The sequence below is a fragment of the Tardiphaga sp. OK245 genome, from assembly GCF_900108575.1.
In the GTDB taxonomy this organism is placed as follows: Bacteria; Pseudomonadota; Alphaproteobacteria; order Rhizobiales; family Xanthobacteraceae; genus Tardiphaga; species Tardiphaga robiniae.
Window position 1 is genome coordinate 1 of the sequence record NZ_FNWZ01000002.1, and the last position, 25,027, is coordinate 25,027.

Sequence of the window (25,027 nt, forward strand, 5' to 3'; positions counted from 1 at the left end):
GCCCGTTCGACTTGCATGTGTTAAGCCTGCCGCCAGCGTTCGCTCTGAGCCAGGATCAAACTCTCAAGTTGGACTTGAAACTTTAAACCGGCTGATCACAACGTATTGACGAGGTCCCACCATACTAAATCGACCAAACCGAAGTTCAGCCAATCTGCTGTCCGCGCTTCACAGCGCTAACAACGATGGTGTTAACCTTTGTTCAAAACGTGTACCGCCGAAGTCTTTCGTCCGGCCCCGCCTCAGGAAGCCGAAGCTTCCATCGAACGAGACCCGCAAGGACTCCGCCGTCCACGTTTCTCTTTCTTCAATTTAACTTGTCAAACAGCCCGACGCAGATGCGTCAATCTCCCCGAGAGGGAGAAAATCTTGTCACCCAATCACTCGACAACAGATCAGCAGCCGACACCTATCGGCTACTGAAACACTCTTCGCGGTGATGAGCTTCCGAGACACGAACAACCGCCCGGGCTGGTAGGCCCCGGCGCCGCTGCGCTCAGTGGCCGGGTTATAGGCCCCCTCACCCGAAACTGTCAACGCCATTCGTCAGAAAATCGTCACGTGCTGTGGAGGAGGCTCCAGGGCCCAAAAAGCGTAGGTTTTACAGGGGTGACGCCGTACAAGAGCCACATTCCTCCGACGTTCTGAGCATGCCTTGTGCAAAGATTCTGCGTCGCCTCTGAAACTTTTTGGGGGTGGCCGAACCGGATCTGGGCCCAACGGTCTCTCGAAAGAACGAGCTGCGTCATCGCAGTGCGCTTTTGGGCCAAAGAGAACACAGCGAAAGAGTTTGCAGCATTGACGTTCGTCCATTCGGCCAGCATTTTGGCGCGCACTGTTCGACCGTCGATGCGATGTGCTTGGGGAAGACTCTTCGCATGATGCTGGGAATTCGGGGGATGTCGGCTTGAATCACGGACTGTCACGCGGTGGCGCCTATAATCGTGAGACCGGGATGATTGATCTCGGCCACGAGCCGCCGCTATCCGTTGATGGCTCCGAAGCCGCAGTCATCGATCGTCGCCGCGTCTCGGTACAGTGGTTCAGTGGTACTATCCTCACAGGTCTCTGCGGCGCGGCTCTGATCGGCGGCGCCGTTTTTGCGTCGCTTGACGGCGAGATGACCTTTGCCAAGGTACCGGAGCGTGTCGAAGGCGCGCTACGCGGCGCCTTCAGTGCCACCGACAAACAAGCAAGCCTGCATAAGAGTGACCGCCTGCCGCCGCCGAGCGACTCTTCCGCCGCGCGCCAGGTACTCAAAGTCTCCACCGTCACCCGCGTCGGCAATCGCGACGTCATGCGCGTGCGGCCCTTCATCCGGATTTCCGGCAATCTGGCGATGGCGACCAGCGATCTCAGCGCCAAGATCCCGCCCTTCAATGCACAGCGCCTGCTGACCGATGTCGGCAGCCCCGCCCCGAACAGCGACGACGCCGCGGTCAATCCGAATGCCGTCGAACCTGATGCCGAAGTCTCCTTCGTCACCCGCGATCTCGGTCAGGTACTGCCGAAAGCCAAGATCGGCGCGAGTGTTGCCATCGATGAAGTCCTGATGCGCGTGCGTGACGCCTCCAACTGGCGCGGCAATACCGGCGTTCGCTACACGACCGTCGCCAGCGCCACCGGCGATATCGGCGGACAGCCCGACATGAAGATGGCCTATGCCGCCGAAGGTACCACAGCCGATCCTTATGCCGGCTTCGAAACCCGTATCGTGCCGGAAAACGTCACGCTGCTGGCCAAGACCAAGGATCAGGCGACCGGCGGCAACCCGAATGGCGAGCGTATCCATATCGTCAAGAAGGGCGACACCATCCTGACGATCCTGCGCGACCAGGGCGCGATGCCCGAGGAAGCCAAGGCCATTGCCACTACGCTGGGTGCCCGCGGCCGCGACGGCGGACTGAAGGAAGGCCAGAAAGTTCGCATCCTGATGTCGCCGGCCGGACCTGGCCAGCGCTTGCAGCCGTATCGCGTGATCGTCGCCAACGACTCCACCATCGAAGCTGTCGCCGCTCTCTCCGATCTCGGCAAATACGTCGCCGTCGACGTCTCCAGCATGAACACCGTCGCCGAAGCGCCAAGCGCATCGGATGATGACGAGGAGGATGACGGCACCGGCGTGCGGCTCTATCAGAGCATTTACGAGACGGCACTGCGCAACAAGGTCCCGGCCACCGTCATCGAGGACATGATCCGGATCTACTCCTACGACGTGGATTTCCAGCGCAAAGTACAGCCCGGCGACTCGTTCGACGTGTTCTTTGCCGGCGAAGACGAAGGCGCCACCATCACCGAAAAGACCGAAGTGTTGTTCGCTTCGCTTACGGTGGGCGGCGAAACCAAAAAATACTATCGTTTCCTGACCACCGACGACTCGGTCGTCGACTACTATGACGAGACCGGCAAGAGCGCGAAGAAGTTTCTGGTCCGCAAGCCCGTCAATAACGCCATCATGCGTTCGGGCTTCGGCGGACGCCGCCACCCGATCCTCGGCTACACCAAGATGCATACCGGCGTGGACTGGTCGACGCCCTACGGCACCCCGATTTTCGCATCCGGCAACGGCGTGATCGAAAAAGCCGCCTGGGAAGGCGGCTACGGCAAATATATCCGCATCAAGCACAACAACGGCTACGAGACCGCCTACGGTCATATGTCGGCCTTTGCCAAGGGCATGGAGCCCGGCAAGCGCGTGCGGCAGGGTCAGGTCATCGGTTTCGTCGGCTCCACAGGCATGTCCACAGGCGCCCACGTTCACTACGAAATTCTGGTCAACGGCCGCTTCGTCGATCCGATGCGCGTGAAACTGCCACGCGGCCGCTCGCTCGAAGGGCCGATCATGGCCGGCTTCGAGAAGGAACGTGACCGGATCGACGCCCAGATGACCATGCGAGGCCCCGGCGCCCGCGTTTCCGACGCAGGCGTGACCGGCGCGGTGCCACCAGCACGGCCGACGGCCAGCCGCTAAATTCGTGTTTTTCGCCTTGTTCTGCGCGTCAGCTGCGTGGGCTAGGAGACGCTCGGGACAATAGCAAAAGAGACGCTGAGGTCCGGCGATCAATCCGCGGCGAGCTCTGCAGACCCGATCAGGTGAACGCCAGGCGCGCCGGTCACGGCTGCCTCGATCAATGCATCGGCGATCTTGTCGGCGGGGCTGATCCGGTAGCTGCGCGGCAGAACCGGACCGAGGATACCGAGTATTGCTGCCGCGATGCGTTCGCCCAGCCGGAATTCGTCGCGGTCACCGCCGATCAAGCCCGGCCGCACAATCGTCAAAGACGGAAAGCCCATCGCCTTCAGCGCTTCCTCCACTTCGCCTTTGGTACGCGGATAGAGCAGCTTTGAGCGCGCATTGGCACCCACCGACGAATTGAGCGCGAAACGGCTAGCGCCGTGCCTGCGCGCCAGCCGGGCGACTTCAAGCGGGTAATCATAATCCACAACGCGAAATGCCTGATCCGAGCCGGCCTTGGCGTGCGTCGTGCCGAGTGCACAGATCACACCATCGACGTCCCACCAGTCGGCCTCGGCTGGTAACCGGTCGAAGTCGACCAGCGGGTTGTCGAGCTTCGCATGCGCCTCGAGCGGCCGCCGCGTCGACGCAACGATGCGCGTGATCCGACTGTCGGCGAGCGCTTTGGCGATGACATGGCGGCCGACAAGGCCGGTGGCGCCGACCACGAGAATGCGGGTCATGATCTTTCTCCAACGTGGAAACGGCCTGAACCGTGAGGTTCAGGCCGTTTCGTTGCGTTTAAACCCGTGCCGTCAGTTCAGCTGCCGCTTCGGCACCGGCGCCTCGAACTCGGCGATCTCCGCGGTCCGGGCCGGTTTGCCGTTGAAGGTCAGGACGTTGCCGGCGGCGCTTATGTCGACATGGTCACCGTCCTTGACGTCGCCGGCGAGGATCATCTCGGCCAGCGGATCCTGGACGTTGCGCTGGATCACGCGCTTGAGGGGACGGGCGCCGTAGGCGGGATCCCAGCCCTTGTCGGCGAGCCAGTCGCGGGCTTCGTCGTGCAGCACCAGCGTGATCTTGCGATCTTCGAGCAGCTTTGTAAGCCGCGCGAACTGGATCTCGACGATCCGGCCCATTTCGCTCTTCTGCAAGCGGTGGAACAGGATGATCTCATCGACGCGATTCAGAAATTCCGGCCGGAAATGGGCGCGGACATTGCCCATCACCAGGTCGCGCACCGCGGACGTATCCTCACCCTCGGGCTGGTTGACCAGGAATTCCGAACCGAGATTCGACGTCATGATGATCAGCGTGTTGCGGAAATCGACGGTGCGGCCCTGGCCATCGGTCAGACGGCCGTCGTCGAGCACCTGCAGCAGCACGTTGAACACGTCCGGATGCGCCTTCTCGACCTCGTCGAACAGCACAACCTGATAGGGCCGCCGCCGCACAGCTTCGGTCAGCGCGCCGCCCTCATCATAGCCGACATAGCCCGGAGGCGCACCGATCAGACGCGAGACCGAGTGCTTCTCCATGTATTCCGACATGTCGAGACGAACCATCGCGGTGTCATCGTCAAACAGATAGGACGCCAACGCCTTGGTCAGCTCGGTCTTGCCGACGCCGGTGGGGCCGAGGAACATGAACGAGCCGATCGGCCGGTTGGGATCCTGCAGGCCTGCCCGTGAACGACGGACGGCAGTTGCCACCGCACGCACAGCTTCGGCCTGGCCGACGACGCGCTCGCCGAGGCTCAGCTCCATCCGCAGCAGCTTGTCCTTCTCGCCTTCAAGCATCTTGTCGACCGGCACGCCGGTCCAGCGCGAAACAACCTGCGCGATGTGATTGGCGGTGACCGCCTCTTCCATCATCTCGGAATTCTCGTTGGCTTCGATATCGGCCAGACGCTTTTCAAGATCGGGAATCCGGCCATAGGCCAGTTCGCCGGCGCGCTGATATTCGCCGCGGCGTTGCGCTTCGGCGAGTTCAAGACGCAAGCCATCGAGCTCGCTCTTGAGCTTCTGCGCATTCGACAACTTGTTCTTCTCGGCCGACCAGCGCTGGGTGAGCGCTGCCGATTTCTCTTCGAGCTCGGCGAGTTCCTTCTTGAGCGTTTCGAGCCTGCTCTTCGAGCCTGCATCGGTTTCCTTGCCAAGCGCCTCCTGCTCGATCTTGAGCCGGATGATCTCGCGGTCCATCGAATCGAGTTCTTCGGGCTTGGAATCGACCTGCATCTTCAATCGCGCCGAAGCCTCGTCCATCAGGTCGATGGCTTTATCCGGCAAGAAGCGATCGGTGATGTAACGGTTCGACAGCGTTACGGCAGCGACCAGCGCGCTATCCGTGATGCGGACGCCGTGATGCTGTTCGTATTTGTCCTTGAGGCCGCGCAGGATCGAGACGGTGTCTTCCACCGTCGGCTCGGCCACGAAGATCGGCTGGAAGCGCCGCGCCAGCGCAGCGTCCTTCTCGACGTGCTTGCGATATTCGTCGAGCGTGGTGGCGCCGATGCAATGCAATTCGCCGCGGGCGAGCGCAGGCTTCAGCAGGTTGGACGCATCCATCGCGCCATCGCCCTTGCCGGCGCCGATCAGCTGATGCATTTCGTCGATGAACAGGATGATGCCGCCCTCGGCCGAGGTCACCTCGCCGAGCACCGCCTTCAGCCGCTCCTCGAACTCGCCGCGATATTTCGCGCCCGCGATGAGCGCACCGAGATCGAGCGACAGCAGGCTCTTGTCCTTCAGGCTCTCCGGCACGTCGCCATTGAGAATGCGCAGCGCGAGACCTTCGACGATGGCGGTCTTGCCGACGCCGGGTTCGCCGATCAGCACGGGATTGTTCTTGGTTCGCCGCGACAATACCTGAATCGTGCGGCGGATTTCCTCGTCGCGGCCGATCACCGGGTCGAGTTTGCCATCGCGCGCGGCCTGGGTCAGGTCACGGGCATATTTCTTCAACGCGTCATAGGCGTTTTCGGCCGTGGCGGAATCCGCCGTGCGGCCCTTGCGCAGCGCATTGATCGCCGCGTTGAGATTTTGCGGCGTGACACCGCCCTTGTTCAGCAGACTGCCGGCTTCGGAGTCCTTGTCGAGCGCCAGCGCAAGCAGCAGCCGCTCCACGGTGACGAAACTGTCGCCAGCCTTTTCGGCGGCCTTTTCGGCGGCATCGAAAGCGCGCGCGGTCGCCGGCGCCAGATAGACCTGCCCGGCCCCTGCGCCCGAGACCTTGGGCATCTTGCCCAGCTCGGTTTCCGTCGCCTTCAGGATGGCGCGGGAGTTGCCGCCGGCACGATCGATCAGGCCGCCGGCCAGCCCTTCGCTGTCGTCCAGCAGAACTTTCAGAATGTGCAGCGGCGAGAATTGCTGATGGCCCTCGCGCACGGCCAGTGACTGCGCCGACTGGATGAAGCCGCGCACCCGTTCGGTGTATTTCTCAATATTCATTGTGTGTTGTCCCTCGGCCTGCCCTGTCCGCCTCGAAAGCACGGATGGGGCATCTTCATTGGGTATCCGCAGGCCGCATTGATGGTGGTCAACCGGCTGCGGTCGTCGCTGGCGTCAAAACCAGCTTGATGCAAATGTGGGCAGCCAGTTCCCGAAACGGAAGGGGTCCGCATAAAATTCCAATCGGCCAGGCGATGGCGCCGCGGGCCCAAATCTCTTAAGACCGGAACCATGCCAGAACAGTCTTACGCCAGCGTTGCCAGCCTCTACCGCTATCCCGTGAAGGGCCTGACGCCCGAGTCTCTGGAAGAAGTCACGCTGAAGCCCGGCCAGACCCTGCCGGCCGACCGGCGCTTTGCCATCGAGAACGGCCCGATCGGGTTCGACCCGGCAGCACCGCAATATTTTCCCAAGACCCAGTTTCTGATGCTGATGCGCAACGAACGCCTGGCGGCGCTGCGCAGCCACTACGACGACGCCAGCCACACGCTGACGATCCGGCAGAACAATGTGGAGGCAGCGCGAGCCGATCTGCAGACGGCCGATGGACGTGCAGAGATCGAAGCGTTCTTCGCTGCAAATTTTGCCGATGAACTGCGCGGACCACCCAAGGTGCTGTTCGCGGACGGCCATAGCTTTTCGGACGTGCCGCGCAAGGTGGTGTCGATCATCAACCTAGCCAGCGTCAAAGATCTCGAAAAGGCCGTCGGGCAGACGGTGCATCCGCTCCGCTTTCGCGGCAACCTGCATGTGGCGGGCTGGCCGGCCTGGCATGAATTCGACTTGATCGACCGGACGCTCGCGATCGGCAGCACCCGGCTCAAGGTGGTGATGCGCATCGTCCGCTGTGCAGCGACCAATGTGGATCCGGATACGGCCGCGCGGGATCTGACGATTCCGAAAACGCTGCTGCAGACCTATGGTCATGCCGATTGCGGAATTTACGCTGAGGTCATCACCGGCGGCATGATCACCGCCGGCGACAAGATCGTCGTCGAAGAATAGACGAGCTCAGCTCGTCGGCATCACGTAGGCGTAAACGCGACCACGCGAATACACCGACTCGGCGACGCGGTTGCCGTGATTGCCGGAGACGATGATCGGGTTGCCCTTGGCATCGACGCCCGAGACGACGCCGACATGACCGCCGCGACGACCGCGCGACATCACGGCGATGGCGCCGACCTGCGGACCTGAGATGCGCTGGCCATAGCTCGAGAACGAGCGCGCCATATCAGACCCGGTGCCTTGATGGCCGGTGCGCTTCAATACGAGGTTCATGAACGCTGCGCACCACAAGCGACCGCGCGCCGTCGGATTGCCGCGGCCGATGAAGCTGCGCGCTGCGTCAACGATACCCGAACCGCCGAAGCCGCCGGATGGCTGGTTCATGCTTGCATTGGCGTTATTGAAATTTGTGGAGTCGCCGAACGAAGGCGCCTGCTGTTCGACTCGGGCACTGCGCCGTGCATACCGCGCGCGATGCCGGACGTGATGACGCGTGCTGTGTGTGTACTTGCCGACGTGGTGCGAATGACGCGAAGCGCCGTGATGAGGACGTGCCGACGCGGGAGAGACTGACGCGAGAACTGCCGCCGAACACACCGCAAGAGCCGAGATGCGAAGTGCACGGCGATACGCAAAGAACTGAACCATACCGAATTTTTCCTCTTAACACCCCCGAACCCCATCGACCCAAATACGCGGGCCAACAATCGGGACGGGCGTGGTAACGAAGTTGGTATGGCGATAACAAGACCTAGAACGGTTCAAGTGACGATTTTTTAACGGCGACATCGGAGTGAACCGCTTCAACTTCAACGGACGCCATACGTATAGACATAGCAGCCACCCATTCGATCGAATGCGCGCTTATATTACCTATTCAAATTAGCTTTTAAGCACATCTTTGGCGTGTATCGCAGGCCGACACACGGCGTGAAAAGCCGCATGGAATGCGGTATTTTTGCTTCCATCAGGCAGAAATTTACACGCGATCAGGGCTGCTGTGATTTGCTCGCACGGCTCAGCAGGAAAACGCCCTGCTCCCCGAACATGTTCCAGAACCACCACGGCGCATTGAGACGCAGCGGACGGCCATAGAGATCGAGCGCAACGGCGCGCTCCATCTTCACGTTGATCTCGTCGCACAGCTGCACGAAGTCCTTGATGGTACAGAAGTGAATGTTCGGCGTGTCGTACCACGTCGCCGGCAGATTCTCCGTACGTGGCATGCGGCCGCCGACAAGCAACTGCACGCGCATTTTCCAGAAGCCGAAATTCGGAAACGACACGATCGCGCTGCGGCCGATGCGCAGCAGATTTTCCAGCACCACCCGCGGCTGCCGCGTCGCCTGCAGCGTCTGCGACAGGATCACGTAGTCGAACGCATCGTCGGGATAGTTGATCAAGTCCGTATCGGCATCGCCCTGCACCACTGCGAGGCCTTTGCCGACACAGCGGTTGACGCCCTCGCGCGACAATTCGATGCCGCGGCCGTCGATGCCGCGGCTCTCCAGCAGCTGCAGCAGATCGCCATCGCCGCAGCCCACGTCGAGCACCTTCGAGCCCGGCTTGATCATCTCCGCGACCAGGAGGTGATCGCCGCGATAGTCCTGCGTACCGCGCGGCGCCGGCGTCGCCACCGCAGCATTCAGCGGCAAGGTCTGTTGTGGAAACGCCATCTCTATGTCCCCGTAACAGGCAGGCCGCGCACGGAGGCTGCGGAGTTCAGGAATGCATCGGCGATATCGAGAAACTCGGGCACGTCGAGCAGGAAGGCATCATGGCCCTTGTCGGTCTCGATCTCCGCAAAGGACACGCGGACGCCGCCGGCGTTCAGCGCATGCACGACGTCGCGCGATTCCGCCGTCGGGAACAGCCAGTCTGATGTGAACGACATCAGGCAGAAGCGCGTCTGCGTATCGCGAAACGCTTCCGCAAGCTTGCCGTTGTGGTCAGCTGCGATATCGAAATAGTCCATCGCACGCGTCAGATAGAGATAGGAGTTGGCATCGAAGCGCTCGACGAAGGACGAGCCCTGATAGCGCAGATAGCTCTCGACCTGAAAATCCGCATCGAAGGAGAATGTCGGCAACTCCCTGTCCTGCATGCGGCGGCCGAACTTGCGGTGCAGAGCGGCATCCGACAGATAGGTGATATGCGCGGCCATCCGCGCAACGCCGAGGCCGCGATGCGGATGCGTGCCTTCCTCGAAATAGCGCCCGCCGCGCCAATCGGGATCGGCCATCACGGCCTGACGCCCCAATTCGTGGAAGGCGATATTCTGCGCCGAGTGCCGCGTGCTGCAGGCGACCGCCAGCGCGGAGAACACGCGCTCCGGATAGGCCGCGGTCCATTGCAGCGTCTGCATGCCGCCCATGGAACCGCCGACCACGCAAAACAACTGACCGATACCGAGACTGTCGATCAGCATCGCCTGCGCACGCACCATGTCGGGAATGGTGATGACCGGAAAATCCAGTCCCCAGATCTTGCCGGTGGCGGGATTGGTCGAGGCCGGACCAGTCGAGCCCATGCAACCGCCGAGCACATTCGAACAGATGATGAAGTAGCGTTCGGTGTCGAGCGCCTTGCCGGGGCCGACCAGTGTCTGCCACCAGCCGGGCTTGCCGGTGATCGGATTGATATTGGCGACGTGCTGGTCACCGGTCAAAGCGTGGCAGACCAGGATCGCATTGGATTTGTCGGCGTTGAGCGTTCCGTAGGTCTGATAGGCGATCTGGAACGGGGCGAGGTCGACGCCGCAATCAAGCCGCAGCGGCTGATCCATGCCAAAACCCGCGACCAGCGAGGTCGGGTGATCGGCTTCATGTCCACGCTCATCGGGGCGGACAACCGGACTCTTCACCAGTTCGACATTTACCATCTTGATACCGGCCTCCTCAGGAGGTTCTCAAACCAAAACCGGAATCAGGCCATAAAAAACCCGGCCTGAACAAATAGCTCGGCCGGGATCAAACTGTCCCCGGCCTGTTTAGCGAGTTGTTTAACGTGGCTGCAAGCCGGCCGGCTCAAATGACCACGGAAGAGACCAGAAACTAGTCCCACACCCGCCTGCCGTCAATATGGGCATACCCCGGTCAAATTGCCCAACTGCCCTGCGGCCAAATCTTCCATGTTTTCTTTGCTTTCCGGCACCGTCTTACCTAATCAATGGCCGTGCCCGCCGGCTCCCCGGAGCCGGCCCGGCAAGCTCGACGGGACCTATCACGCCTCCCGTCCCGAAGGTTTTGAACATGTCGAAATTACCACCCGCCCCGCCCTCGCTGGATGAACTGCGCAAAGAGATCGACAGCATCGACGCGCAGGTTCACGCCCTGTTGATGCAGCGCGGCGACATCATCGACCGGCTGATTTCGGTGAAGCAGACCCAGGAGGTCGGCTCGGCCTTCCGGCCGGCGCGCGAGGCCGACATGATGCGCCGTCTGGTGCAGCGCCATCGCGGCATCCTGCCGATCGACACCGTCGAGAGCATCTGGCGGGTGATCATCTCGACTTTCACTTATGTTCAGGCGCCGTTCTCGGTGCATGCGGATCTGTCGCTCGGCGAGAGCGCGATGCGGGATTCCGCGCGCTTTCACTTCGGCTTCACGGTGCCTTACGTCGCGCATTTCAGCGCCGCCGCAGCGGTCGAGGCCGTGGCCAAGTCCAAGGGTGATCTCGCGCTGGTCTCGGCCACATCCAGCCGCACGCCATGGTGGATTCCACTGGAAGCCCAGGGCGCGCCGAAGATCATCGCACGCCTGCCGTTCATCGAACGCGCCGACCATCCGGCCGCATTGCCGGTGTTCGTGGTGTCGCGCGTTGCCGACAGCGCCATGGTGACCGAGGTCGAGATGTGGAGCGTGCGGGTGTCCGGCTGGAATGCCGAGACCGCGCGTGCGCTGTCGCCGCTGGCCGAAATCGTCGCCGTGCCGGATACCGCCTTTGACGGCGCGGCGCTGCTGATCTCGATCACGAGAGCCTCCAGCCTCGACAAGATCAAGTCGGCGCTGATCGAAGCCGGCGCCTCGGTGCGCTCCACGGCTCTCGTCGGCAGCCACGCAACCCGCTATACCGTGGCCGCCAGCGACGCACCGCGTTCGTAAGCCAATCTGACGTTCTGGAGTTGAAGATGTCCCGTCCTGTGCCGAAGCCCGGCATTCTCGATATCGCGCCCTACACCCCTGGCAAGAGCCCGGTGGTGGAGCCCGGCCGCAAGACCTACAAGCTGTCGGCCAACGAGACCCCGTTCGGTCCGTCGGCGCGCGCCAAGGACGCCTTCGCCACCGCTGTCGCGCATCTCGAGGATTATCCGGAAGGCACGTCGAAGGTGCTGCGCGAGGCGCTCGGCCACCGCTTCGGCCTCGATCCCGCGCAGATCATCTGCGGCGCCGGCTCCGACGAAATTCTCAACCTGATTGCGCATGTCTATCTCGGCCCCGGCGACGAGGCGATTTCGACCGCGCACGGCTTCCTGGTCTACCCGATCGCCACGCAGGCGAACGGCGCCACCAATGTGGTCGCTCCGGAAACCAACTTCACCTGCAACGTCGACGCGATCCTGAACTGCGTCACGCCGCGCACCAAGCTGGTGTGGCTGGCGAACCCGAACAACCCGACTGGCACTTATCTGCCGTCCTCCGAGATCAAGCGCCTGCGCGCCGGCCTGCCGGAGCACGTGCTGCTGGTGCTCGACGCCGCATACTGGGACTACGTGACCAAGGGCGACTACGACAACGGCCTGGAGCTGGCGAAGACCACCGAGAATACCGTCGCCACCTACACCTTCTCGAAGGTGCACGGCCTGGCCGCCTTGCGGATCGGCTGGATGTTCGGCCCTGCGCACATCGTCGATGCGATGAACCGGATTCGTGGGCCGTTCAACGTCTCGGCGCCGGCGATGATGGCCGCGGTGGGGGCGATCGAGGACACCGGCCATGTCGAGATGTCGCGCACATACACCGCCAAGTGGATCGGCATCCTGACCGAGGAAATTACCAAGCTCGGCATCGAGGTGACGCCAAGCGTGGCCAATTTCTTGCTGATGCATTTTCCGGCGACCGGCAAGACCGCAGCGGATGCCGATGCGTTCCTGACCAGGCGCGGGCTGGTGCTGCGCGCCGTGACCAATTACGGCCTGCCGAACTCGCTGCGCATGACCATCGGCACCGAGGAAGCCAACAGGCTGGTGATCGAGACGCTGCGTGAATTCATGGCATCGAATTCGGGGCAATGACGTGAGCGCCACGCCGCCCTTCAAACGTATCGCGCTGATCGGGCTTGGCCTGATCGGCTCGTCGCTGGCGCGCGGCATCCAGCAGCTCGGCCTTGCCGGTGAACTCGTTGCCACCGACAATTCGGCGGCCGTGCGTGCACGCGCCGTGGAAATCAAGCTCGCCGACCGCATCGCCGACGACAATGCCAGCGCCGTCAAGGTTGCCGATCTGGTCATCGCCTGCGTGCCCGTCGGCGTGGCGGGCGACGTGGCGAAAAGCATCGCGGCGCATCTCGCACCCGGCGCGATCGTGTCCGACGTCGGTTCGGTGAAAGCCTCCGTGCTGCGCGCGATGTCGGAATATCTGCCGGACAATATCCACTTCATTCCCGCGCATCCGGTCGCCGGCACGGAAAACTCCGGTCCGGATTCCGGCTTCGCCGAACTGTTCAGCAATCGCTGGTGCATTTTGACGCCGCCTGAGGGCGCGGATCCCGCGGCCGTCGAGAAGCTCACCGGCTTCTGGGCTGCGCTCGGCGCCAATGTCGAGATCATGCAGGCCGCGCATCACGATCTGGTGCTCGCGGTCACCAGCCATCTGCCGCATCTGATCGCTTATACAATCGTAGGCACGGCCGACGAGCTCGAAGACGTGACTCGTTCGGAAGTGCTGAAGTTCTCCGCGGGCGGTTTCCGCGATTTCACCCGTATCGCAGCATCAGACCCGACCATGTGGCGCGACGTGTTTCTCGCCAACAAGGACGCGGTGCTGGAAATGCTCGGCACCTTCCAGGAAGACCTGTCGAAACTGACCCGTGCGATCCGCCGCGATGACGGCGATGCGCTGTTCGAGCACTTCACCCGCACCCGCGCGATCCGCCGCGGCATCGTGAGTATCGGTCAGGATGAAGCGGCACCGGACTTCGGGCGCAAGCATCAGGCGCTGACGAAGAAGGATTGATCGCAGGACCAACAGCCGTCATTGCGAGCGAAGCGAAGCAATCCAGCCTTACTTGCTTTGCGGCTTCTGGATTGCCGCGTCGCTTCGCTCCTCGCAATGACGTGGAGAGGCCGGCGAACCTCACGCCTAAAACAGCGGCGGGATCTGCGCCACGCGCAGCGGCCCGAGGAACACCGCGCCATCGACAAATTTCAGCGGGAACGACCGCGCCGCTTTGCCTTCCAAGACAGCCGCAGTCCCGATCGAATTGACGCCGGCGGCAAGGCCGCTGCCGGCATTCTTGCGCACGACATTGCCGAGACCGGGGATCGCGCGATCCAGCGCACCGAGGATGTTGTTGACGTCCTGCGACTTCACGCCGGGCGCAATGCGGTCCAGCGCCTCCTGAGGCACGCCCATCTCCAGCAACTTGTCGATGCCGAGGGCGGCGATAGCCTTGTCCAGCCCCGCCACGGTCATCTGCAATTCGCCGTCGAGATTGCCCGCGGCGGTCAGACCGAGCGAGCCCGTCGCCAGCGAGATGATCTCCCCCTGCTGGACGCGCGACTGCACGATCTCGACGCGTCCACCTGCAGCCTGAAGCTCGCGGAAACGCTGCGGCCAGGGCTTGGGCGCGACATCCTTGAGTCCGCTGAGCAATGCGCGGATATCCGCATCGAAGGGCGCGGCGAGGATCGGATGAACATCGGCAATGCTGCCGCTCCTGATCTGCAGGGCCGTCTCGATCACCGGCTTGTCCGGCGTGGAGTTCGCTGCCGTGCGGCCATGCAATTCGACCTGTTTGGCACGTGCGGTCGGCGCCTGCACCGAGCCGGCGAAACGGTCGAGCGACACGTCGTCGAACACAATGTCGGCGCTGTCAGGCGTACCGGGCAGACCGGTGATGCTGCTGCGCGCGGAGCCCCAGTTCATCACCATTGCCGGCTGGCCGCGATCGGACAGGACGGCCGGCGCGGTGAATTCGGCGACCAGGAGCCGCGGCGTGTAGATCTGCGCAACCACGACGATCTCGCCGAGCTTCGCGGTGATCGGCACCTGCGTCGCATTCTGGGTGGCCGTTTGCGAGGTCAGCGAAACGCTGACACCGCTGCAGCGGACTTCGAGCCGGAACGGGAAGCCGGAGACCGAACGGTTGGCGCAATCATAGACGCGGCCAGCCGCGGCCTCGCGGGCGCGCCAGATATCGACGTTTTCGTCGACCTTGGACGCGGCATAGAACCAGAAGCCGCTCCACGCCGCCGCAAGGACGACGATGAGGACGGGCAGGATGAAAATCGGCCAGAGGCGGCGCTGGGTGGGCTGTGCATATTCGGACATGGCGGGACGTAGATCGCATGATTTTGTCAAATCGGCGATCCCTTTCATGGGGTTATCCTGTCGTCGCAGGGCCACATTGCAGGAAATCAAGATCGCCCGGGCCCAAGGTTTCTGCTAGGTCGGCAGGATGACCGCGAAAATCACCGCCGAGCCCGATTCCGACAGCGATCTCTGGGTGTTCGGCTATGGCTCGCTGATGTGGCGGCCAGGCTTCGAGTTCATCGAACAGGTCCCAGCCCGGCTGATCGGCGAACATCGGGCGCTCTGCGTCTATTCCTTCGACCACCGCGGCACGCCGGAAAAGCCCGGACTCGTGCTCGGCCTGGACCGCGGCGGCGCCTGCCGTGGCATTGCCTTTCGCGTGGCGGCCAAGCTGCGCCACGACACCATCGCCTATCTCAGGGAGCGCGAGCAGACCACCCATGTCTATCGCGAGGTCATGCGCTCCGTCTGGCTCGATGACGTCGAGCGTACCCGCGTCAGCGCGCTGGCCTATGTGGTCGACCGCGGTCATGTGCAATATGCAGGGCGCCTGAGCCTCAGCGAGCAATTGCACTTCGTGCGGCAGGGCCACGGTCGTTCCGGGCTGAACCGCGATTACGTGCTGTCGACCGTGAAGGCCATCGAGGCCGAAGGTTTTCGCGATGCACAGCTGCATCAGCTCGCAGCCATGCTGCACGAGTGATTTGCAGTCCGGATGTAACGAAGCATGATCTTGGGCCGGCCCTTTCACTGACCTCACGCTCAGCATTATGCTTCATGCCAGCTAACCGGAACGCGACCAATGCCTTTTACCTGCCCTGTTTGTGGCTACCCCGATTTAGAAGAAGAACCACATAACGCGGAGGGGGGTGGTTCTCACGAGATCTGCTGCTCATGCGGCACCCACTTCGGCTACGATGATGTAATGAGCGGAGATTGGATCAGGCGCCTCGAACGCCATAGAGAATTGCGCACTGCATGGATCGAGAAGGGAATGCAGTGGTGGTCATCTGGGACGGCTCGCCCCCTGCTATGGAATCCTTCGAACCAGCTCAGCGACCTCGAAGAAAAGGAGAAGCGCGCCATCACGAAAACTGAACACCAAGAATAGACGCCTTTACCCTTCCTTCACCGCCACATTCGGCACGCGCCCAAAAATTTGCGCCTGCTCCGCGCGCGCCTCGGCAACGATACGATCGGTGGCGGCCTCGATCGACGTGCTGATCGCCGCGATGAATTCCTTGCGTGGCAGGCCGGCCGGCAACGGATCGAGAAACTCCACCACCAGCGTGCCGGGATAGCGCAGGAAGGTGCGGCGCGGCCAGAAGAGGCCGGAATTCAGCGCCACCGGCAGACACGGCGCGCCGGATTTGGCGTAGATCTGCGCGACACCGGGTTTGTAATCCGGTGGTGCCTCGACAGGCCGACGCGTGCCTTCGGGAAAGATAATGAGCTGACGGCCGAGCTGGATTTCCTCGGTGGCGCGCTTGGCCATATCGATGAGCGAACGCGCACCGCCATCGCGATCGACGCCGATCATTTTCGACTTCTTCAGATACCAGCCAAAGAACGGAATCTGCCCGAGCTCGCGCTTGTAGATGAACAGCGGCCGGTCGAAGAACGGCATCAGCGCGAAGGTCTCCCACATCGATTGATGTTTCGAGGCCACCACCAGCGGCCCCGCCGGAATTTTCTCGAGTCCGCGATAATCGACCCTGGTGTTGCAGACGATACGCATCAGCCAGATGCTGCTGGTCGCCCACGCCTTCGCGATCGCCATGAAGGCGCGAGGCGGCATCACGAAGGTTGGAATCGCCACCAGTATCCAGAACACCAGCAGCACATAGAACAGCACGTTGTAGATCAACGAACGCACGAATATCGAAGTCATGGTGTTCCGATCAGCTCAATTGCAGTTCAATTCGCAGACGCCGTGGCCGGCCGGCGCTGCGGCGCGTCGCTCTGCTGGTCGCTGCCGGAATCCGGCATCAGATCAATACCGATATTCGCCAGCCGCACCCGCGCTTCGGCCGCGAGATATTTGACATATTCCGATAGCAGCAACCGCAGCGTCGGGCCACTGGTCCACCACGGCTCGTCACGCCATTTGTCGCCAATCACCGAGAACGGGATCAGCTCGATATCCGGCATCTCATGTGACATTTCGACGATCGCGCGCGGCATGTGATAATTCGAGGTCACCACGATCAGCGACTTGAAGCCGCGCTCATGGACCCAGCGTTTGGTCTCCACCGCGTTGCTGCGGGTGTTGACGGCGGAGCGATCGAGATCGACGCAGCAATCCAGCAGCCGCTGGCTGTCCGGCAGCGTGCGCGAGATATTGGCGGCGCCATTGGTCGGATGCACGCCGGAGATCAGCAACCGTTTGCCGAAACCGTTGGCGAGCAGTTCGAGCGCATCCGCGACGCGCGACGATCCGCCGGTCAGGACCACGATGCCGTCGGCATTCGCCGACGGCTTCAGCTCGCCGCTGCGCAGTTGCGCAAGAAACGCAACGAAACCGATGGCGCCGACCATGAAGGACAGTGCAAATGCGACCACGAGTGCCGCACGGATGACGCGCCGCCGCGGTGGCGCGGCAACGGGCATCTCCGTGGTGTTCTGGTCGTCGAGCAAGGTCATCGGTCTGGCGTTTGGTCCTTTGGCAGCAATCTTAGGTATTTTTCGGCGCCTTGGCGATGCCATCGCCTGTGCCTGGCGCGTTACTCGATGTCGTTCAGCGTCGAGAACAAAGTGCGGCGCGATGCCCAGGCGGTAATTCCTGCTATCAACAGCGCCTGCCCTGCCACCGCGAGATAGCCTGACGACCGCAGCGAGAACGTCCCCAGCAATGCGGCGAACTGGTCGCCCACCGGCGTGCCGGAAAACCAGCTCGCGATCGACTCCGAAAACCCGAACATCAGCATCGCGGCACCGCCGCCAATGATACCGCCCTGCAGGCCAAGCCGCAGAAAGTGGCGGAAGAAGCGATTGGCGATGTAGCGGTCGCCCGCGCCGACGAAATGCAGCACCTCGACGATCGGCCGGTTCGCCGCCATCGCGCCGCGCGTCGCAAAGGATACAGAGATAATGGTGGCGATAATAACGAGCGCAAGGATGCCGAGCCCGGCCAGCACCGTTGCCGATGTCATCGACCGCATCCGCTCGACCCAGGCGCGATGATCGTCAACGCTGGCCGAGGGCACGGCCTGCGTCACCCGCTTGCGCAAGCCAATGATATCGAGCGCCGTCCCCGGCGCGACACGTGCAATGATGACGCGCGGTACCGGCAGCTCGTCGAGCGACAGTCCCGTGCCGAGCCACGGCTCCAGCAACTGCGCCGATTGCTCCCTGCTATAGGGCTGCACCTCGACAATCCCCGGCTGCCCGCGAATGGCGTCGGTCACCGCCTGCGTATCGCGGTCGAGATCGCGGCCGCCCTGCGGCTTCACCTGGATGGTGATTTCGCTGGCGACTTCCGATTGCCACTCCGACGCCGAGGCGCTGATCAGCAGCACCGCGCCCGTCGTGATGGAGGCGAGGAACGTCATGATAGCGACGACGGCGACCAGCGCGCGGCCGGCGATCGAGCCGCGCGGCACGATCGGGGATGCATTGCGCGCCTTTGCCGGGACCTGCGGGCGATCGGTGCCGAGGTCCATCAGCGGGCCGTGTTCTTCGCCGATTCTACTCATAGATATGCAGCCGGCCTTGATGCAGCACCATGCGCCGCGCGTCGTATTGATCCATCAATGTAATATCGTGGGTCGCGATAATCACCGCGGTGCCGGACTTGTTGAGTTCGATGAACAGCCGCAGCAGACGCCGGCCCAGCGTCGGATCGACGTTACCCGTCGGCTCGTCCGCCAGCAGCAGCATGGGCCGTGCGATCACCGCGCGCGCAATGGCAGCGCGCTGCTTCTCGCCGCCCGACAGGATCGGCGGCAGCGCATCCATGCGATCGCCCAGACCCACCCATTTCAAGAGATCGATAACCTCGCGCCGATAGCTGGACTCCTCACGCCCCATCACCCGGAACGGCAGCGCGACATTCTCATAGGTCGTCATATGGTCGAGCAGACGGAAATCCTGCAGCACGATACCGATGCGCTTGCGCAGGTCGGCGATCTCGTCCTTGCCGAGCAGCGAGATATCCTGGCCGAACAGATTGACCAACCCGCGGGTCGGCCGCAGCGACAGGAACAGCAGGCGCAGCAGCGAGGTCTTGCCGGCGCCGGAGGGACCGGTCAGGAACTGGAACGAATGCGCAGGGATCTGGAAATTGAGGTCGCGCAGAATCTCCGGGCCAAGCCCGTAGCGCAAACCAACATTTTCGAACCGGACCACATTCAGCTCCGTTCGATGGGTTCAAAAAGCCTCAAAAAGACGGTCAATTGCTTGTGCGGCCGTTATGGTTTCCGATTCGTTAACGGTCGTCTTGTAGCCTGCCGGCCATGTCATCGGCTATCGGCTCCATGCATATCGTTTGCCCCAATTGCACGACGTCCTACGCCGTGAATCCGGCCACGTTCGGCGATGCCGGACGGACGGTGCGCTGCGCCCGCTGCAAGGAAGTCTGGCTGGCGCGGCCGGAGGACCTCTCCCGCGCCGAAGCCCGTGTTCCCGCCATGGCGGCGAAGGCCAGCGAGCCCGATCCGAACGAAGATATGAGCGCCTGGGGCGTGACCGAGGACGACGACGCCTCGGCGCCGAGCGTTCCGCTGGTCGAAAGCCCCTCGATTTCAGCCGACTGGCCGGTCGATGCCAATGATCGTACCGAGGAGGCCGACTGGGCCACGCTGGCGCAGCACGACGCGGTGGCCGCGATGCGGGCCACCCCGCCGTCGCGCTTCGCGGCGCTCCGCCGTTTCGTGCCGTCGCTGCCGCGCCTGTTCGTCATGCCGAGGCACAGCCTGCCGATCGCCACCGCGGCCATGGCGTCGCTGTTGCTCGCACTGGTGATCTGGCGCGTCGATCTGGTCAAGCTGATGCCGCAGACCGCGACTTTCTATCAGGCGGTCGGCCTCGACGTGAATGTGCGCGGCCTTGCCTTCAAGGACGTCAAGGTCACCACCGAGACCGTCGATGGCAAGTCGGTCTTGCTCATCGAAGGCCTGATCGTGTCAGAGACCCGCATCCCCACCGCATTGCCGCGCCTGCGTTTCGTGGTACGCGACGAGAAGGGGACTGAAATATATGGCTGGAACGCCGTGCTCGAGCAGCCCGGCCTCAATCCCGGCGACAAGACATGGTTTCGATCGCGGCTGGCCTCGCCGCCGGCCGAGGGCCGCAGTATCGATGTGCGCTTCTTCAACAAGCGCGACGTCGCCGGCGCGTAAGTCCAAGGAGTTGTCGTGGCGCGTATCCTGATTGCAGATGACGAAGAATCGATGCGGCTGCTGGTCGGCCGCGCCATCGCCATGGATGGCCACGAGATCGTCACGGCCGAAGACGGCGCCGAGGCGCTGGAGATCCTTACTGAGCAGGGCGGCGCATTCGACCTGCTGCTGACCGACATCAAGATGCCCATCATGGACGGCATCGCGCTGGCGCTCTCCGCTGCACGTGATTTCCCCGACCTCACGATCCTGCTGATGACCGGTTACGCCGACCAGCGCGAACGCGCGACGGGCCTGAATGCGATCGTGCACGATGTGGTGACGAAGCCGTTTTCGGTGGCGGATATCCGCACCGCGGTGGCGGACGCACTGGCGGTGAAGAACAAGGGATAGAGGGCTCTTTCTTATCCCTCCCCCAAGCGGCGGAGCCGCGCAGCGGGGAGGGTCGCTGGCCGAAGGCCAGACGGGTGGGGTCTCGCCCCACGTGAGAGCGCTGCTTGTGGCACCCCCACCCCGGCCTATCGGCCGACCCTCCCCGCAAGGGGGAGGGATATTACTGAGGTCGGCGCTTCAAAATTCCGCTCAATAATCCTTCAGCAGCCGCTCGATGTAATCGAGTTCGAGCTGCGGCCGCGTCGTGTCGCCGAGGCGACGACGCAGCTCTTCCAGGATTCTCCGCACGCGCTGCACGTCGATCTCGCCGGGAATCTTCACCGTGAGGTCGTCGCCAAGTTCGCGGCCACGCAGCGGACGCCCGAGCGGATCGCTTTGCCGGCCACCGCTCTGCTGGCGGCCAGGATTGTTGCCGGGGCCGTCGTTCTGGCCTTCACCCTCGCCCTGCTGCATGGCCTGTGCGAGCTTCTGGGCGCCCTTGCGGAGTGCATCGAGCGCCTTGCCCTGCGAACCCACCGCGCCGTCGGCATTGCCCTCGCCGAGCTGGCCGCCGGCATCGCCCATGGCGCTGTCGGCATCGCCAAGACCATCACCGTCGCCGTCACCATCGGCGTCCGCCTGATCGTCGCCGCCTTGACCTTGGCCCTGCCCTTGCTGGCCCTGCTGGCCTTTTTGCCCTTGCTGTCCTTTTTGACCCTTCTGACCCTGGCCCATGCCCTGCTTGGCGAGCTGGTCCTGTAGCTGCTTGAGGCGGTCGCGCAGGTTTTGCTGATCCTGCTGCAGATCGCCCATACCCTGCTCGCCCTGCTTGCCGCGGCGGCGCTCGTTGCGCTGGTCCTGGCCTTGCTTGAAGGTCTTGTCGCGCAACTGCTGCTGCTTGCGGATCATGTCCCCAAGCTCGTTCATCGCCTGATCCATCTCGCTGTCACCGGACTGGCCGGGCTGCGCCATCTGCAGGTTTTCCAGCATCTGCTGCATCTGTTCGAGCAACTGCTTGGCGGCATCCTTGTCGCCGGAGCGCGACAGCCGCTCCATGCGCTCGATCATGTTGTTGAGGTCCTGCTGCCGCATCACCTTGGTGTTCTTGTCGAGCGGACGCGCCAGCTGCTGCGGGTTCTGCTTCATCTGCTCGGCGAGCTGCTTCAGAAAGTTATCCAGCGCCGCACGCAGGTTCTCGGTGAGCTTCTTGATCTCCTCGTCACTGGCGCCGCGCTCCAGTGCCTGCTTCAGCGCGTCTTGTGCCGCCTTCAGCGCCTTGTCGACATCGGTGATGTCGCCGTCCTCGATGGTGACGGCGAGCGCCCACAGGCTGGCGACGACTTCCTTCAGGGCCGCGTCGGTGCGGGCGCGTTCGATCTGGGTGGCAACGCTGCGCAGCCCGAGATATTGACCGGCTTCCGGCGTGAAAGCTTCCGGAGCGATCATCAGGGCCTGCAGCGCGAAGGAGACCTGGCCGCGCTGATTGGCGTCGAGTGCCAGGATACGGCGCTGTTCGATCAGCGCGCGCGGCAGCGGCTTGGTGAACAGCCGCTCCGGCAGTCGCATGCTGAACGGCTCGCTCTTGCCCTCGTTGCCCGACTCATCCTTCGCGGTCAGCGTCAGCGTCACATCGGCGCCGGCATAGGGATCCTCGCTGAGATCCTTGACGGTCTGGCCGACGCCGTTGCGCGTGCGCGCATTTGGCAGCACCAGCGCAAATGACGGCGCATCGAACAGCGGCCGCGGCTTGGCGGCTTCCTTGATGCCATCCTTGGTCTCGGCAGGACGCGCCGCGAATAGCGCATGGGCTTCGGTAACGCCGTAGTCGTCCTCGAGCTTGTAGGACATCTGCAGCGAACCGCGCGCCTGACGCTCCGGGTCCTTGGCGAGCGCGATGGTCGGCGGGCGATCACCCGTTGCCGTGAACTTCCACTGCGGCTGGCCGGACGGCGCACGGACATGTGCCGTCCCGTCAGACGTGATGGTGAAATGCTTTTCGTTGGTGCCCTTCGGGGCTTCCGCCGTCGGCGCCACGTCAGCGACGCCGCCGGTGAGAACGACATCAAGCGCACCACCGCTGGAGCGCACGATCAGCGTCGAGCCCGACGGCACCGGCAATGCAGTGGCATCGGCCGTGGACGCATCCTTATTGGCGGCGGAAAGGATGATCGGCGGCTTGCCGGTGTAAGGCGGCGGCGTGATCCAGGCGTCGACGCGCACATTCGCCGGCGCCAGCACGCCGTGCCAGTCGAACGCCGCCATGATGCGTGCGCCGCGCTCGCCGCTGGCGGCAAACCAGGTGGCGAACAGCAGCACGATCACGATGGCGCGCAGCGCCCAGGGGTCATGGATCACGAGGCGCGGCGACGGCAGGCCAGCGCGGATTTTCTTGAGCGAGGCCAGCGTACGCTCGCGCTGAACCAGCCACAGCGCCCGGGCCATCGGGTCCTGCGACGACAGCGTGTCGGTCAGCGCCGTTGCGGGACGATGCGCAATGCCGGTGCCGCGATCGAGGCGCGACAAGCCCTCTTCACGCGACGGCCAGCGAAACTTCAGGAGAGGAACGAGCGTCGCCAGCGCAGCGATGACGAACAACGCAAGGCCGATGGCGCGCGCAGTGAAGGGAAGCGTCAGCCACAGACCAGCCCAGGACGCCACCAGAAACAAACCGACGACGCTGAGCAGCCGGGCCAGATGTGGCCACCCGCGCTCCCAGGCAATCGCCACCCGGGCACGCTGCAGCGCCTGCGCCAGCTGAAGCTGCGCCGCCGCCTGACGATCGGCATTTGGATCGTGTGGGGGTTGTGGTCGGTCGGGGGGCGCAGCGCTCAACGACGATCTCCGATGTTACCGCACGACACACTAGCACGGCGGCGGCAATGAGGCATGGCACGGGAGCCATCCGTGCACATGCAAAGCCTGAGCCTAAGTCGATTCGGAGCGATTGGGGTCACGAAGCCGTGAGGGGTCGTTGTAAGGGAACGCCGGCCGTGCGCTCCCTCGCCCCGCTCTTGCGGGGGGAGGGTGGGGTGAGGGGCTCTTCGAGATCCGCCTACCTGCGCTTGAGCTTGAAGCGAGTCCCGTGCCCCGCCCCTCACCCGCCGCGAAGGCGCGGCGACCTCTCCCCGCGCAGAGCGGGGAGAGGTAAAATCACCGCCTCACAACCAGGGCGCGGCCTTGTCCATGGCGATCAGCTGCTCGACCTCGATGCGCGGGCGAACCACCGCATACTGGTCGTCCTTCACCAGCACTTCCGGGACCAGCGCGCGGGTATTGTAGGTTCCCGCCTGCACGGCGCCATAGGCGCCGGCGGTCATGATCGCGAGCAGATCGCCGGACTTCAGCTCCGGCAGCTTGCGGTCGAGGGCGAGGTAATCGCCGGTCTCACAAACAGGGCCGACCACATCGACAGCCGCGAGCTTCGCACCGGGTGCGGGCGCCGCTACCGGCAGGATCTCGTGATAGGCCTCATACAGAGTCGGCCGGATCAGATCGTTCATGGCCGCATCGATGATGACGAAGGTCTTGCCGTCGCCATGCTTCACATGGATCACGCGCGCGACGAGAATGCCGGCATTGCCGACGATCATGCGGCCGGGCTCGAACATCAGCGTGCAGCCGAGATTGTGCGTCACACGCTTGACCATGGCCGCATAGGCCATCGGCTCCGGCGGTGCGGCGCGGTCCTCGTAATAGGGAATGCCGAGACCGCCGCCGAAATCGACATGCGAAATCGTGTGACCGTCGTTGCGCAGCACGGTGACGAAATCGGCCAGGATGCGAAATGCCTGTTCCATCGGGGCGAGATCGGTGATCTGGCTGCCGATATGCATGTCGACGCCGGTGACCTCAATCCCCGGCAGCTTCGCAGCACGGGCATAGACCTCGCGTGCCTTGCTGATGGGGATGCCGAACTTGTTTTCCGACTTGCCGGTGGAGATCTTGGCATGCGTGCCGGAGTCCACATCGGGATTCACGCGGATCGAGATCCGCGCCGTACGGCCGGTCTCGTTGGCGATCTCCGACAGCAATGCGAGTTCAGGCTCCGACTCGATATTGAGGCAGAGAATGTCCTCGTCGAGCGCCAACCGCAGTTCATCCGCCGTCTTGCCGACGCCGGAAAACACGATCTTCTTCGGCGGAATGCCGGCGGCGAGCGCGCGCTTCAATTCGCCGCCCGAGACAACATCGGCGCCCGCGCCGAGCTTCGCCAGCGTGCGCAGCACCGACTGGTTGGAATTCGCCTTCATGGCGTAGCAGACCAGCGCCTTGGTATCGGCAAAGGCCTCGGTAAAGACGCGGTAGTGCCGCTCCAGCGTCGCGGTCGAATAGCAATAGAATGGCGTGCCGACGGCATCCGCCATTTCGGCAATATCAACGCCTTCGGCGTGCAGCACGCCGTTGCGATAGTCGAAATGGCGCATGGCG

General features: G+C 63.2%; 20 protein-coding genes, 1 rRNA gene and 1 riboswitch. Of the genes, 8 read left to right on the plus strand and 13 right to left on the minus strand.

Going from position 1 to position 25,027, the window contains the following annotated elements:
- Positions 1-71 (minus strand): 16S ribosomal RNA (locus BLW80_RS06665); the annotation flags it as partial.
- 836 nt (positions 72-907) lie between these two features.
- On the opposite strand from BLW80_RS06665, the gene BLW80_RS06675 reads away from it, so the two are divergent.
- Entirely contained in the window at positions 908-2,971 is a 2,064-nt protein-coding gene (locus BLW80_RS06675; protein ID WP_244528022.1) for a M23 family metallopeptidase, read from the plus strand.
- Between the two features lie 89 nt (positions 2,972-3,060).
- On the opposite strand, the gene BLW80_RS06680 is transcribed toward BLW80_RS06675, so the two are convergent.
- A complete protein-coding gene (locus BLW80_RS06680) occupies positions 3,061-3,699 on the minus strand; it encodes an NAD(P)H-binding protein (RefSeq protein WP_093757384.1) in 639 nt (212 codons plus the stop codon).
- Positions 3,700-3,771: 72 nt separating this feature from the next.
- Positions 3,772-6,408 (minus strand): ATP-dependent chaperone ClpB, encoded by a 2,637-nt coding sequence (gene clpB, locus BLW80_RS06685; RefSeq protein ID WP_093757385.1) that lies wholly within the window; start codon positions 6,406-6,408, stop codon positions 3,772-3,774.
- A 231-nt stretch (positions 6,409-6,639) separates the two neighbouring features.
- On the opposite strand from clpB, the gene BLW80_RS06690 reads away from it, so the two are divergent.
- Entirely contained in the window at positions 6,640-7,413 is a 774-nt protein-coding gene (locus tag BLW80_RS06690; protein ID WP_093757386.1) for an MOSC domain-containing protein, read from the plus strand.
- Between the two features lie 6 nt (positions 7,414-7,419).
- Here BLW80_RS06690 and BLW80_RS06695 read toward each other — a convergent pair whose 3' ends face one another.
- The 3 genes from BLW80_RS06695 to metX form a co-directional block, all read right to left on the minus strand.
- A complete protein-coding gene (locus BLW80_RS06695) occupies positions 7,420-8,064 on the minus strand; it encodes a TIGR02594 family protein (protein ID WP_068729161.1) in 645 nt (214 codons plus the stop codon).
- Between the two features lie 341 nt (positions 8,065-8,405).
- On the minus strand, positions 8,406-9,092 hold the full coding sequence (gene metW, locus BLW80_RS06700) for a methionine biosynthesis protein MetW (protein ID WP_244528023.1): 687 nt from the start codon (positions 9,090-9,092) through the stop codon (positions 8,406-8,408).
- Positions 9,093-9,094: 2 nt separating this feature from the next.
- Complete coding sequence (gene metX, locus BLW80_RS06705) at positions 9,095-10,297, minus strand: homoserine O-acetyltransferase MetX (RefSeq protein WP_093757387.1); 1,203 nt, start codon at positions 10,295-10,297, stop codon at positions 9,095-9,097.
- 87 nt (positions 10,298-10,384) lie between these two features.
- A riboswitch (SAM riboswitch) is annotated at positions 10,385-10,464 on the minus strand.
- A gap of 203 nt (positions 10,465-10,667) precedes the next feature.
- Here metX and BLW80_RS06710 point away from each other — a divergent pair.
- Genes BLW80_RS06710 through BLW80_RS06720 form a run of 3 tightly spaced genes read left to right on the plus strand, consistent with a single transcriptional unit; the run spans position 10,668 to position 13,589 of the window.
- Complete coding sequence (locus tag BLW80_RS06710) at positions 10,668-11,519, plus strand: chorismate mutase (RefSeq protein ID WP_093757388.1); 852 nt, start codon at positions 10,668-10,670, stop codon at positions 11,517-11,519.
- Positions 11,520-11,545: 26 nt separating this feature from the next.
- Positions 11,546-12,649 carry a histidinol-phosphate transaminase gene (gene hisC / locus BLW80_RS06715; RefSeq protein ID WP_093757389.1) on the plus strand — a complete coding sequence of 368 codons (1,104 nt, stop codon included), beginning with the start codon at positions 11,546-11,548 and terminating at the stop codon, positions 12,647-12,649.
- Position 12,650: 1 nt separating this feature from the next.
- Complete coding sequence (locus tag BLW80_RS06720; RefSeq protein WP_093757390.1) at positions 12,651-13,589, plus strand: prephenate/arogenate dehydrogenase family protein; 939 nt, start codon at positions 12,651-12,653, stop codon at positions 13,587-13,589.
- Between the two features lie 126 nt (positions 13,590-13,715).
- Here BLW80_RS06720 and BLW80_RS06725 read toward each other — a convergent pair whose 3' ends face one another.
- Positions 13,716-14,906 (minus strand): DUF2125 domain-containing protein, encoded by a 1,191-nt coding sequence (locus BLW80_RS06725; protein ID WP_093757391.1) that lies wholly within the window; start codon positions 14,904-14,906, stop codon positions 13,716-13,718.
- Between the two features lie 127 nt (positions 14,907-15,033).
- Here BLW80_RS06725 and BLW80_RS06730 point away from each other — a divergent pair, with 127 nt between their 5' ends.
- Positions 15,034-15,591 carry a gamma-glutamylcyclotransferase gene (locus tag BLW80_RS06730; protein ID WP_089267609.1) on the plus strand — a complete coding sequence of 186 codons (558 nt, stop codon included), beginning with the start codon at positions 15,034-15,036 and terminating at the stop codon, positions 15,589-15,591.
- A gap of 414 nt (positions 15,592-16,005) precedes the next feature.
- On the opposite strand, the gene BLW80_RS06740 is transcribed toward BLW80_RS06730, so the two are convergent.
- The 4 genes from BLW80_RS06740 to ftsE all read right to left on the minus strand — a co-directional run bounded on the left by BLW80_RS06740 (position 16,006) and on the right by ftsE (position 19,235).
- A complete protein-coding gene (locus tag BLW80_RS06740; protein ID WP_093757393.1) occupies positions 16,006-16,779 on the minus strand; it encodes a lysophospholipid acyltransferase family protein in 774 nt (257 codons plus the stop codon).
- Positions 16,780-16,805: 26 nt separating this feature from the next.
- Positions 16,806-17,531 (minus strand): YdcF family protein, encoded by a 726-nt coding sequence (locus tag BLW80_RS06745; protein ID WP_093757394.1) that lies wholly within the window; start codon positions 17,529-17,531, stop codon positions 16,806-16,808.
- Positions 17,532-17,611: 80 nt separating this feature from the next.
- Positions 17,612-18,583 (minus strand): cell division protein FtsX, encoded by a 972-nt coding sequence (locus BLW80_RS06750; RefSeq protein WP_068729178.1) that lies wholly within the window; start codon positions 18,581-18,583, stop codon positions 17,612-17,614.
- Positions 18,576-19,235 carry a cell division ATP-binding protein FtsE gene (gene ftsE / locus BLW80_RS06755; RefSeq protein ID WP_068729180.1) on the minus strand — a complete coding sequence of 220 codons (660 nt, stop codon included), beginning with the start codon at positions 19,233-19,235 and terminating at the stop codon, positions 18,576-18,578. Before ftsE ends, BLW80_RS06750 begins: the two co-directional genes overlap by 8 nt.
- 128 nt (positions 19,236-19,363) lie before the next feature.
- On the opposite strand from ftsE, the gene BLW80_RS06760 reads away from it, so the two are divergent.
- Together BLW80_RS06760 and BLW80_RS06765 are read left to right on the plus strand one after the other, a co-directional pair.
- A complete protein-coding gene (locus BLW80_RS06760; protein ID WP_093758145.1) occupies positions 19,364-20,227 on the plus strand; it encodes an MJ0042-type zinc finger domain-containing protein in 864 nt (287 codons plus the stop codon).
- A gap of 15 nt (positions 20,228-20,242) precedes the next feature.
- Positions 20,243-20,620, plus strand: coding sequence for a response regulator (locus tag BLW80_RS06765; RefSeq protein ID WP_093757395.1), 378 nt, complete (start codon positions 20,243-20,245; stop codon positions 20,618-20,620).
- 189 nt (positions 20,621-20,809) lie between these two features.
- On the opposite strand, the gene BLW80_RS06770 is transcribed toward BLW80_RS06765, so the two are convergent.
- A complete protein-coding gene (locus BLW80_RS06770) occupies positions 20,810-23,431 on the minus strand; it encodes a TIGR02302 family protein (RefSeq protein WP_093757396.1) in 2,622 nt (873 codons plus the stop codon).
- A 326-nt stretch (positions 23,432-23,757) separates the two neighbouring features.
- Positions 23,758-25,023, minus strand: a complete 1,266-nt coding sequence (lysA, locus tag BLW80_RS06775) for a diaminopimelate decarboxylase (RefSeq protein WP_093757397.1) — start codon at positions 25,021-25,023, stop codon at positions 23,758-23,760.
- Positions 25,024-25,027: the final 4 nt, after the last annotated feature.

What these genes read in the sequence shown, in the direction of transcription:
- BLW80_RS06680 (WP_093757384.1), bottom strand. Translation starts at nt 3,699, where the DNA reads ATGACCCGCATTCTCGTGGTCGGCGCCACCGGCCTTGTCGGCCGCCAT.
- clpB (WP_093757385.1), bottom strand. Translation starts at nt 6,408, where the DNA reads ATGAATATTGAGAAATACACCGAACGGGTGCGCGGCTTCATCCAGTCG.
- BLW80_RS06690 (WP_093757386.1), top strand. Translation starts at nt 6,640, where the DNA reads ATGCCAGAACAGTCTTACGCCAGCGTTGCCAGCCTCTACCGCTATCCC.
- BLW80_RS06695 (WP_068729161.1), bottom strand. Translation starts at nt 8,064, where the DNA reads ATGGTTCAGTTCTTTGCGTATCGCCGTGCACTTCGCATCTCGGCTCTT.
- metW (WP_244528023.1), bottom strand. Translation starts at nt 9,092, where the DNA reads ATGGCGTTTCCACAACAGACCTTGCCGCTGAATGCTGCGGTGGCGACG.
- metX (WP_093757387.1), bottom strand. Translation starts at nt 10,297, where the DNA reads ATGGTAAATGTCGAACTGGTGAAGAGTCCGGTTGTCCGCCCCGATGAG.
- BLW80_RS06710 (WP_093757388.1), top strand. Translation starts at nt 10,668, where the DNA reads ATGTCGAAATTACCACCCGCCCCGCCCTCGCTGGATGAACTGCGCAAA.
- hisC (WP_093757389.1), top strand. Translation starts at nt 11,546, where the DNA reads ATGTCCCGTCCTGTGCCGAAGCCCGGCATTCTCGATATCGCGCCCTAC.
- BLW80_RS06725 (WP_093757391.1), bottom strand. Translation starts at nt 14,906, where the DNA reads ATGTCCGAATATGCACAGCCCACCCAGCGCCGCCTCTGGCCGATTTTC.
- BLW80_RS06730 (WP_089267609.1), top strand. Translation starts at nt 15,034, where the DNA reads ATGACCGCGAAAATCACCGCCGAGCCCGATTCCGACAGCGATCTCTGG.
- BLW80_RS06740 (WP_093757393.1), bottom strand. Translation starts at nt 16,779, where the DNA reads ATGACTTCGATATTCGTGCGTTCGTTGATCTACAACGTGCTGTTCTAT.
- BLW80_RS06745 (WP_093757394.1), bottom strand. Translation starts at nt 17,531, where the DNA reads ATGACCTTGCTCGACGACCAGAACACCACGGAGATGCCCGTTGCCGCG.
- BLW80_RS06750 (WP_068729178.1), bottom strand. Translation starts at nt 18,583, where the DNA reads ATGAGTAGAATCGGCGAAGAACACGGCCCGCTGATGGACCTCGGCACC.
- BLW80_RS06760 (WP_093758145.1), top strand. Translation starts at nt 19,364, where the DNA reads ATGCATATCGTTTGCCCCAATTGCACGACGTCCTACGCCGTGAATCCG.
- lysA (WP_093757397.1), bottom strand. Translation starts at nt 25,023, where the DNA reads ATGCGCCATTTCGACTATCGCAACGGCGTGCTGCACGCCGAAGGCGTT.